The sequence below is a fragment of the Sandarakinorhabdus sp. genome (assembly GCF_031422795.1).
Taxonomy (GTDB): Bacteria; Pseudomonadota; Alphaproteobacteria; order Sphingomonadales; family Sphingomonadaceae; genus Sandarakinorhabdus.
Genome location: NZ_JANPML010000243.1, coordinates 1 through 10,866 on the forward strand (window position 1 = coordinate 1; position 10,866 = coordinate 10,866).

Consider the following 10,866-nt stretch of genomic DNA (forward strand, 5'->3'; position numbering starts at 1 on the left):
GGAAACCGTCCCCCGCTGGCGCGCTGAGCAGGAAGCCGCCCTCACCCGCGCCACTGGCCGGCACGGGATGGACCCAGCCGCCCTCACCCGCTTCTGCGCCCACTACGAACGCCTCACCCGCTGGCAACTGGCGGACACGCCTCGCAGGGCAGGGCTGATCCTGCGGCTGGATGGCCGGCGGAGGGTGATTGGCGCTGATCGGAACGCTTCATTCCGCCTGCTTTATCAATTGAGCTGCAATAATCGGGGTCGCCACCTAATTGTTAACGACTGATTTATATGGCATGGAATTACGGGGGTCCACAGCCCTGCGGTCAGAGGGGGGCATGATGAGCGACGGGTTTTATACTCGCAATTCCAACGGGGATGGATCAGACCAGCACGAAACAACGGAAGTTATTTCCAAAATGTATGAAGCTGCGTCTTATGCGCAGTCCTCCATCTTGGGTCCTCCAGTAGTGTCTGCTGCTTCTGAGGCCTTCCAGATGGGATTTGCTGTTCTTGCGGACTTGGCTGCTCTTTCTGTTCGCGCCTACGAAAAAACACCGTTCGAAAATCTTCCTCTACCCGGAAATTGGAAATATCTAAGTCACAAAGATCTCGGAAATTTTGAACTGGCCGGAGTTGAAATCGACGAGAATGGGTATTTTGTCTATTTGGGACTGCAGGCATATGTCGCTGTCGAGAGTGATAAAGGATTAGTGTCTGTTGTTTTTCGCGGAACAGACAGCCTCCTAGACCTATTCATCGTTGATCTCAGTCTTGCCTTTATCGATACAGCGGCATTGGCTGCAAACAAATTCACGAATTTGGTCTCGTCTGCGGCTAGTTATGCCCAATCAAATAGATTTACACTATTGACTGCAGGCCACAGTTTGGGCGGCCTCGTAGCCGAAGGCGTTGCAGTGAAAAATGCCAATGTTTTTGGCGGCGTAAGTATTGGAGGCCCCGGACTGGGCATCGTTCCGGAACTTTCGCGGAATGAGAATTTCTACCTGATTCGCCACGATGTAGATTTAGTTGGAAAACTTTTTTCGTTTAATCACATTGGCAATACAATAATACTTAATGATAGTACATTTTTCGGACTAAGAGACTATCTTGTTGCTCACAAAAGCGGAAACTACCTTTCCTCAATAAACTTCATAAACACAAGTCCGGCTTTCAAGGATAGTTCACCGGTAGCTTTGGGTGAAATATTCCTGGCAGACAGAAGCGCAGGTGGTTACTCAGGAGGAATTCCTGGCAGCCTCATCGGCGACCCTGAATTTGATGCATACATTGGTAGCAACCTCGGTGACCGCTTTGATGGATTGGTCGAAACAGTCAGCCTTCGGATTGATGGGGCCGCAGGTGATGACACGCTGATTGGTGGCAGCGGCGCGGATGTCTTGTCCGGCGGCGCTGATCGCGACACGCTCTATGGTGGCCGCGGTGAGGACATCCTGTTCGGCGGACAGGGCGTTGACTTCCTCAACGGCGGACCCGGCGCCGACATCTTTCGCTTCACGCTGGGCGACCTCGTCGAAATCGTGCAGCCGGACCGCATCAAGGATCTGAATCAGGGCGACAGCCGTGGCCGGTTCGCTTTTGCCGAGGGCGATGTCATCGACATTCAGGATGTGGTGCGCACAGGGGTTGAAAACGGTGCGGCTGCAACTGCGCTGTGGCGCCTTGAACGGCGTACTGAAGGCGCGGGTGCGGTGCGTCTGCTGGTGGACCCCGACGGGCCGGGAACAGCCCAGGATTGGACATTGCTTGCGCTGCTGGACGGCATTCCGATCGGGATCGATATCAGCGCCAGCATCTTTGCGGGCAATCCACGCGGCACTCCACCGGATGATTTTCCAGGCAACCTGTCGACGCGCACTGTGGTGGCCATCGGCGGTTCACTGACCGGAAACATCGAGACTGGCGGCGATGGTGACTGGTTCCGTGTAAACTTGCAGGCGGGCGCCAAATATCGATTTGATCTTCTTGGCAGCCAGACGGGCCGCGGCACATTGAGCGATCCGCTGCTGCAACTGTTCGACAGCAATGGCACGTTTCTTGTGCTGGACGATGACGGCGGTGACGGATTCGATTCCCGAATTTCCGACTTTACTGCCCCTGCCAGCGGCACTTATTTTCTGGCTGCCGAGGCTTTTGATCCCGAAGCGACCGGAACCTACGCCATTGCGGCAGCGCTGGTTGCAGGAAGCAGTTTAGCCATTCAGCCGATTTCCGTTGGCGAAACAATTGTGGGCACAATTGACACCTTTGGCGAGCGGGATTCATTTGAGGTCACACTATTGGCCGGCCGCAAGTATCAATTCGCCATGCTCGCATCGTCGACCGGGAACGGCACGTTGTTTGAACCACGACTTCAGTTGCAGAACCAGTCTGGCATCACAATTGAGTCGAACTTTGGCGGCGGTTTTAGAAGAAGCGCCGAAATCACTGACTTTAGCGTTAATCAGAACGGGACGTACCGTCTTGTTGCAAGCGAGAACTTGAGCAGCGGGATTGGAACATACGAGATAAAATTCATCGAGCTCCCGTCCAGCAATCAGGTCGATGATTATAGTGCCAACAGCAGCACCAGCGGCGTGCTCGCTGTGGGAAGCAGTCAAGCCGGCAACATCGATATCCAGAATGACAGAGACTGGTTCCGGGTTTCGCTGCAGTCTGGGCAAACTTACAGGTTCGATCTTGGCGATTATGTTACCGGCGAAGGCTCCCTTTGGAATGCGAGCATCGACTTGTTGAATGCCTCGGGTGTTTCGCAGGTGACTGCTTTTGCTGGCAATACGACCGGGTTCGGCGCGCGGGCGCGGATCAGTGATTTCGTGGCCCCCACAAGCGGAACATATTATCTTTCGGTCCAGTCGAACTTTGGCGATGGCAGTTATGTCGTCAAGGCATTGCAAATCAGCCAGCCCTCGGCCAGCGATATTCAATCAATGAATGCCCAAACGGTTGGGCGTTTGACAGTTGGAGGCGAACAATTCTCGCGCATCGACACGGCAGGCGATGCTGACTGGTTCGGCATAGCGCTTGAATCCGGACGAACATACCAGTTCGACCTTTTCGGGGCGCCATCAGCGGACGGCACACTCCCCGATCCGGCGCTTTCCGTGTTTGATTCCAGTGGGAATGTGCTGGCCTTTGATGATGACAGCGGCATTGGATCAAACGCCCGAATAAGAGAATTCCTTGTGGCCGAGGGTGGCATATATTTCGTGTCTGCTGCCACCTTGGCCCCCTCAGCAACTGGCACTTACACTCTTCGAGCGGTTGAAACGGGGAATAGACTTTCCGACGATTTTGCGGGCAGCCCCAGCACATCCGGAGCGGTGCAGATTGGTGGAAGGCGAACAGGCGCAGTTGATCGGGCCGGCGATGAAGATTGGTTTTCGGTTCTGCTAGAGGCAGGTCGCACCTATCAGTTTGACTTGCGGGGCGCTCATTCGGGGGACGGTACATTGTCCGACCCGCTCCTTCGCATACTCGACAGCAACGGCAATGTCGTCCAATTCGATGATGACAGTGGCGACGGCTTGAACGCCCGGATTTCGGAATTCAAGCCAAATGAAAGCGGCACCTATTACTTGGCAGCCGCGTCATTTTCGTCGACCGATTTGGGTACATACAGCATCAGCGTGACACAGATCATGCAGCCTGAAAGACTGGTGCTGTTCTTGCCCGGCAGCCGCGATCTCATCACGTGGGACAGCACACTGGGTTCGAACGGCTTCACCTATTTCTTCAAGTTGGGCGCAAACAGCACCGTGGCGGCGACAGCGGACTTTACCGGTGATGGACGCACAGATGTGCTGCTCAGCCAGCCAGGTGGTGGGTTGATCCGGTGGGATCCCACGCTGGGTGGCAATGGCTTTGCGGTGTTGCCGGCCGCGCCCGGCTTTGAGGTGATTGCCAGAGGCGATCTGGTTGGCAACGGCGCCACCGATCTGTTGCTCAAAAACGCCGCAGGCCAGCTGCGCATTCTCGATCCCGTGGCCGGCAGCGTCAGCGATCTGTTCGGCCTCGCTTCGGGCTGGAGCGTGGCCGGCGTCGGCAACATCAACGGCACCGGCAAGGCCGACGTGGTCCTGCAAAACAGTGGCAACGGCGCCGTGATTGCGTTCACTGATCAAGGCTGGCGCAACCTGCTCACGCTGGGTTCGGGCTGGGCGATCGCGGGGCTTGGTGACGTGACCGGCGGGCTGGCGGATGATTTCATCCTGCAGCGGACCGACGGCGTCACCATTTTCTGGGATGCAACGCAGGGCAGCAACGGCTTCCGCGATTTTGCCACCATTGGCCCGGCGTGGGATTTCCTGGGCTTCGATGATCTGAACGGTGACGGCCGCGACGATGTCATGCTGCAGAATGACAACGGCCTCGCCATTTACTGGACCGGCAGCACCTGGGTCGATCTCGGTTCCACGCTGATTGGTACGGAGCTGGTTGGTACCGGGGTATTTCCGTGAATTGAAAGGGCAGATTGCGGCCACTTGAACACCGGCAGCAGACTTTCTTCACTGCGTCACCCGCAGCCCGCGCTGGCCTGTGGCGAGCGCGGTTTCCAATGCACGATTTCGCGCTGTCGATCTGGTTTATAGTGATAACGCGGTACAGTACTGCAGTTTCGGCTGGGAAACCGCGAATTCTTGCTGGCCATCGTTTTTGACCGAACGAAAGACTTTCTTCCGATACAAATAGTCGATATGACGGTGTTGATTGTTCGCGTGGGGATTGTTGTTCGTGCCAGGCCGTATCTTGACTGTTGCCGGGGCATCCCGCCGGTCGTTGGGTGTCAGGAACAGTAATCGGCCGGACACGGCGTGTCCGCGGGACCACCGCTGATGCGCGTCAGCGAAAGCAACACCCAGGCTCCATCCCTGGCCAGCGGCACGCTGCGGCCGGGCGGCGTTGCCAGTTTCAGCGTGACCGGTGTGGCGCTGGCCGGCGCCTCCAACACCGAGGTTGGCTCGGCCGTGCGCGGCATCCATGGCACGCTGACCGTGGCAGCGGATGGCAGCTTTACCTACGCGCTCGACAATAATGATCCGGATACCAACCTGCTGTCGACGGGGCAGAGCACGCAGGAACGTTTTGCCGTCACGACGGTGCGTGACGGCGTTACCCGCACAACGTCACTGGTGTTCGATCTCGATGGCCTTGATGAACCCGGCCAGACCACCCAGTCGCTTGCTGCGCTGCCAAATTTCACCGCAAGTGCCACTATCGCGGCCGACCAGTATTATGTCTTCAGCGCGCCGGTACCAATCAGGGTTACCCTGCCCACATTCTCGCCCGAGACGGCGATATTGACCAACAATGCGTCGGTGCGGGTTGGCAGCGCCGATGCCAGTGAGGCCATTGGCGCCGCCGTTTCGGCCGATTTCGCCGCCGTGGGCCTGATCAACAATGGCCGCATCGACGTGCTGGCCGGCGGCAATCTGGGGCAGGGCCCCACCGGTGCCTTCATGGGCAGCACGGCGCCACTCAACAACAATGGCGTCATCCGTGTCACGCAGGTCAGAGTTGCCGAATCCTTTTCCCGTGCCGTTGGCGTTGCCAGTGGGTCCGCCATCATCAACAATGGCTTGATCGAGGTGAAATCGGGCGGTGAAGCCTTTGGCATTTCGAACAGCGGCTTCCAGTCGCGGATAGAAAACAATGCCATCCTGCGGGTCGAAGGCGGCAATCCCTTCGATCCGATTGGCATCGCCGGCATTCGCACCGGCCAGAGTTCAGGTTATCAGATCATCAATTCCGGGGTGATCGAAGCGATCTCGACCAATCCCAACAAGGCAACAATTGGCATCGCCCTGTTCACGGATTCAAGCAATATTCATGCCTATGCCGATTTCACCAATACGGCGACGGGGGTGATCGTTGCCAGCACGGCGATCATGACGTTTGGCGGCAACAAGACCGGTTTTCGCATCTCCAACCATGGGCGGATCGAGGGCGATCTGCTGTTGGAATGGAATTACAACACGGTGATCAACGCCGCCGGGGCCCGATGGACCGGCAATCTGGTGTTTGGGCTGGAGGGCGACATTCTTGTCAACCGCGGGCTGATCACCGGCAATGTCGAACTGGGCGCTGGTTTCAATGTCTATGATGGTCGCGGTGGCATTACCACGGGCGAGGTCCATAGCGGCGGCATCGCGATCCTGATCGGCGGTGATGGGGTTGATCGGCTGAACGGCGGCGGCGGGGGCGATGTCATCATCGGCAACGGCGGCGCCGACCTTCTGTATGGCAACGCTGGCGCCGATGTCTTCGTCTATCGCCAGGCGTCGGATTCGACGGTGGCCGCACGCGACGTGATCAGCTTTTTCGAATCCAGTGTGGACAGGATCGACCTCGGTCGATTGGCACCGGCCGAGGTGATGCTTGCCCAGGTTGCCGGCGGCACCCTGCTCACCGCCACCACCGCCAGCGGCACGGTTTCGATCCTGGTGCAGGGCAATATTGTTGCCAGTGACATCATCACCACCATGTTGCCAACAGCGGTCACCAATTCCGCGCCGGGTGCGCTGGTCTATGCCAATGCGCCGGGCTCGACGCTCACTGGCGGCGCCTTCGGCCAGAACCTGTTTGGCAGCGATGGCAATGATGTCATCGATGGCGGCGGTGCAAATGATTTCATGTTCGGTGGCGCGGGTGACGACGTCTATTACGTCGACGATCTGCTGGATCGCGTGGTTGAACTGGCCGGGGAAGGCCATGACACCGTCATCGCCACCAGCGATTTTGCCGTGCTGCTCGACAATGTCGAGGATCTCAGGCTGCTGTTCGGAGAAATCGGTGCCGGCAATGACGGCGATAACAGCCTGTTCGGCAATGCCCGCAACAACATCCTCTATGGCCGAGGCGGCAATGACCGCCTGTTCGGTGGCCCGGGCGAAGATATCTACTGGGCCGATACCCAGGCCGATCTGATCGTTGAAAACCCGGACGAAGGCATCGACACGATCAACGCCACCACCAACTTCACGCTTTATGACAATGTCGAAAATCTCAATCTGCTGAATTTCGAAAACACCTTCCTCACCAGCTTTCGCACCAGCATCACCGAGAATTATTTCGGCATCGGCAACGGCCTCGACAATCGCATTTCGGGAAATCGCGGCGAAAATCTGCTGAACGGTGGCGCGGGCAACGATACGCTGCTTGGTGATGATGGCAACGATATGTTGCTCGGTGAAAGCGGCGATGACTCGCTTTCCGGCGGTCGCGGCAATGATGCCTTGTCAGGGGGCGAAGGCTTTGACACCGGAACTTTTTCGGGCAGGAGGCTGGATTATGAGGTCACACGGTCGGGCGATACGGTCACCGTTCGCGATCTGCGCCCCAGTGGCGGTGGCGCTCCCGTTCGCGATGGCGTTGACACCCTCACCGGCATTGAGCGGCTTGAGTTCGAAGATGGGCTGATGGGACTGATCCCGGAAGAACTGCTGCTGTTCCTGCCCGGCACGCGCGATCTGATCAGCTGGGATTCCACTCAGGGTTCCAATGGTTTCAGCTATTTCCTCCGGCTTGATGCGACAAGCATGGTGACTGCCGTGGCGGATTTTACCGGTGATGGGCGCAGTGATGTGCTGCTGGGCAAGCCAGGCGGCGGCCTGATCCGGTGGGACACCACGCTGGGCGGCGCCGGATTTGCCCTGCTGCCGGCGGCACCGGGGTTCGACGTGATTGCCACCGGCGATCTGGTGGGCAATGGCGCAGAGGATCTGCTGCTGACGAACGCGGCCGGCCAGTTGCGCATCCTTGATGCCACCAACGGCAGCATTAGCGATCTGTTCAGCCTGGCCACCGGTTGGAGCGTGGTTGGCGTTGCCAACATCAACGGCAGCGGCAAGGCCGAATTCGGCAATATCCATGGCACCGGCAAGCATGATGTGATCCTGCAGAACAATGGCAGTGGCGCGGTGATTGCCTTCACCGATCAGGGCTGGCGCAACCTGATCACGCTGGCGCCCGGCTGGAAGATCGCCGGTCTGGGCGATGTGACCGGCGGGCTTTCCGATGATTTCATCCTGCAGCGCAACGATGGTGTGACCATCTTCTGGGATGCGACCCAGGGCGTGAACGGCTGGAAGGATTTTGCCACCATTGGCCCGGAGTGGAACGTCGCCGGCTTCAATGATCTCAACGGCGATGGCCGTGACGACGTGATCCTGCAGAACGACAATGGCCTCGCTATCTACTGGACCGGCAGCAACTGGGTCGATCTCGGCTCCACGCTGATCGGTGCAGAAGTGGTGGGCACGGGGGTGTTTCCGTAAATGACAGGCAAGCAATAAACGGCTGAACTGGTTGCCAGCGCCTGCCTCGCGGTGAGGTAGGCTGACAGATTCTTGTCTCAAAAGCATGAAAACGAAGACAGTGCGCGATGACAATGGGGACCCATTTGGGGGCCTTTGAAGAAGACAATAGCATAATATTGTTATTTATCAATTACTTCTAGACTTCCTTCGAGTCCTCTTCTGGCACCATTTTTCAAAGGGCCGCTCCGTCAGGGGCGGCCTTTTTGTTTGCCCGCCCGGCGCAAAAAATCGTCGACCGCCGCAAACAGTGCCGCCTGCCGACCGATCCAGATATGGCCGCCGGTGGGATAGAGGATCAGTTCAGCGCCTTTCACGCTGGCCGCGATGTGGCGAGCGGCCGCTGCCGTTTCAAAGCGGTCATCCTCCATCGAAATCGCCAGCGTTGGCGCCGCGATGCGGTCAAGCGCCTGGGGCTGTGGATCGGCGGCAAAGCGGGCATCATGGGCAAACCCGCGCGCCCGCGCACTCACCGGCAGGATATCGCGCAATATGGCCCGGGCGCGGACCTGTTCGGCGGGCGCGGCGGCGCGCACCAAAGCCGGATCGGTGGCCAGCAGCGCACCGATCATCGCGTCTTGCGCCACGCTCATCCCGGCCCAGAACAGAAAATCTGATTGCAGACCATGATCGATGATGGCCTGGGCCAGCGGCGTGGGCGGACGCACTGGCGGCCGCCCAGGCGCAAAGGCCGCCGGCACCAGCGCCACCAACGCGCTGCAGCGAACGGGATGACGGATGGCGAATTCGATCGCCGGTTGCGCGCCGGCCGAACCACCGATGACAGGCACGCGATCGATGCCCAGCGCGTCCAGCAGATCGGCAAAACCATCCGCCTCGGTCGCCGGTGTGGCGCCGGGCGGATAATCGCTGCGCAGATAACCGATGCGCGACGGCGCAATCACCCGCCAGCCTTGCGCGAGCAGCGGCGCGGCGAAGGCCAGCGCCTGATCAAATCCGCCACCGGTGCCATGCACCATCAGCACGGGCGGACCGTCGCCGGCTTCGGCCACTTCCATCTGGCCGTGGCGCGTATTCACCAGCCGGCTGCGCCCCGCCAGCCGCTGGCACGCGGCAGCCAGATCATGGCGGAAGGCACGCCCCGTCACTGCCGCGCCAGCAGCAGCGGCCAAGGCAAGGGCAAGAAAGGCACGCCGGCGGATCATCTCGTCTCCCGCATCCTGATGACGCGCCGGGCGGCAGCTTGCTATCCGGGCAATCCCCCAGCCCAAGGCGCTTTTTCGTTGCGCTCCGCCGCAGCGGCGGCAATGTCGCCAGCAGGAACGCAAAGGGGAGTTTGCCGAAATGATGTTGCGCACGCTGGCGGTTGCCGCCCTGCTCGCCGCCACTGGCGCCGCCGCTGCGCCTGCGGTCAGCGAGGCCGATTTCACCACCGCCAACTTCCGCTTCTCCGACGGCAAGACCCTGCCGCAAGTGAAGCAGCACTACCGCACCCTTGGCACGCCGATCCGCAACGCCAGAGGCGAGATCATCAACGCCGTGATGGTCGGCCACGGCACCGGCGGCACCGGCGCGCAGTTCCTGGTGCCGCAGTTCGCGCGCCTGTTCGAACCCGGCGGCACGCTGGATGCGGGCAAATATTTCATCATCCTGCCCGATGCCATTGGCCATGGCGGATCGTCAAAGCCCAGTGATGGCCTGAAGATGGCGTTTCCGGCCTATGATTATGGCGACATGGTGCGCGCGCAGGGGCAGTTGCTCGATCATCTGGGCGTGCAGCAGTTGCGGCTGCTGATGGGCACGTCGATGGGCTGCATGATGGGTTTCCAGTTCGGCACCGATCTGCCCGGCCGCGCGGCTGCGATCATGCCGCTGGCCTGCAACGTGATAGAGCTGGCCGGGCGCAACCGCATGTGGCGGGCGATGGCCATTCAGGCGATCAAGGCTGATCCCGACTGGCAGGGCGGCAATTTCACCAAACCGCCGCTGAACGGCATGCGGGTAGGTGTGGCATTGCAGGCGATGGCCAGTTCAGCGCCGGTGCGGATGCAAGCCGATGCCCCCAGCCGCGCCGCCAGCGATGCCCTTGCGGAACGCGCGATCACGGCCGGCTTGGCCAGCAGCGCCGACGCCAACGACCGTATTTATCAATTGGAAGCCAGCCGCAATTACAACCCGGCGCCCCATCTGGCCCGCATCACCGTGCCGGTGACCTGGGTGAACAGCGCCGACGATTTCATCAACCCGCCCGGCGTGGGCGAACCCGAACGCCATGTGCGGGCGATGCCGCAAGCGCGGTACGTGTTGATCCCGGAATCCACAGAATCGCGCGGACACAGCACCCACACGTGGAGCATTTTCTGGGAAGGCGAGTTGAAGGCGCTGCTGGCGCGCAGCCAGTAAGGCCTTACGCCGGGCACCGTCCGGTGCCGGGCCCCTTCAGCGCCCGCCCCGCCGCTGCGCCGGTCGGCTCGCCGGCTTTCAGCACCTGCACGCCGTTCACCCACACGTTGGACACGCCGGTGGCATATTGCGCCGGCTTGGCGAAGGTGGCGTGATCGGTGATGGTGGCCGGATC

Annotated in this window: 4 protein-coding genes and 1 pseudogene; 4 read left to right on the forward strand and 1 reads right to left on the reverse strand. The window is 59.8% G+C overall.

Annotated features, from left to right (window positions below):
* The 3 genes and pseudogenes from RMO81_RS08945 to RMO81_RS08955 all read left to right on the forward strand — a co-directional run.
* Positions 1 to 274 (forward strand): annotated as a pseudogene (locus RMO81_RS08945) (hypothetical protein); the annotation flags it as partial.
* A gap of 52 nt (positions 275 to 326) precedes the next feature.
* Complete coding sequence (locus tag RMO81_RS08950) at positions 327 to 4,472, forward strand: pre-peptidase C-terminal domain-containing protein (RefSeq protein ID WP_310475484.1); 4,146 nt, start codon at positions 327 to 329, stop codon at positions 4,470 to 4,472.
* 375 nt (positions 4,473 to 4,847) lie between these two features.
* Positions 4,848 to 8,288 carry a M10 family metallopeptidase C-terminal domain-containing protein gene (locus RMO81_RS08955; RefSeq protein WP_310475485.1) on the forward strand — a complete coding sequence of 1,147 codons (3,441 nt, stop codon included), beginning with the start codon at positions 4,848 to 4,850 and terminating at the stop codon, positions 8,286 to 8,288.
* A 230-nt stretch (positions 8,289 to 8,518) separates the two neighbouring features.
* Here the strand turns inward: RMO81_RS08955 and RMO81_RS08960 are convergent, their stop codons facing one another.
* On the reverse strand, positions 8,519 to 9,493 hold the full coding sequence (locus tag RMO81_RS08960) for an alpha/beta hydrolase (RefSeq protein ID WP_310475486.1): 975 nt from the start codon (positions 9,491 to 9,493) through the stop codon (positions 8,519 to 8,521).
* A 139-nt stretch (positions 9,494 to 9,632) separates the two neighbouring features.
* Here RMO81_RS08960 and RMO81_RS08965 point away from each other — a divergent pair, with 139 nt between their 5' ends.
* Positions 9,633 to 10,691, forward strand: coding sequence for an alpha/beta fold hydrolase (locus RMO81_RS08965; protein ID WP_310475488.1), 1,059 nt, complete (start codon positions 9,633 to 9,635; stop codon positions 10,689 to 10,691).
* Positions 10,692 to 10,866: the final 175 nt, after the last annotated feature.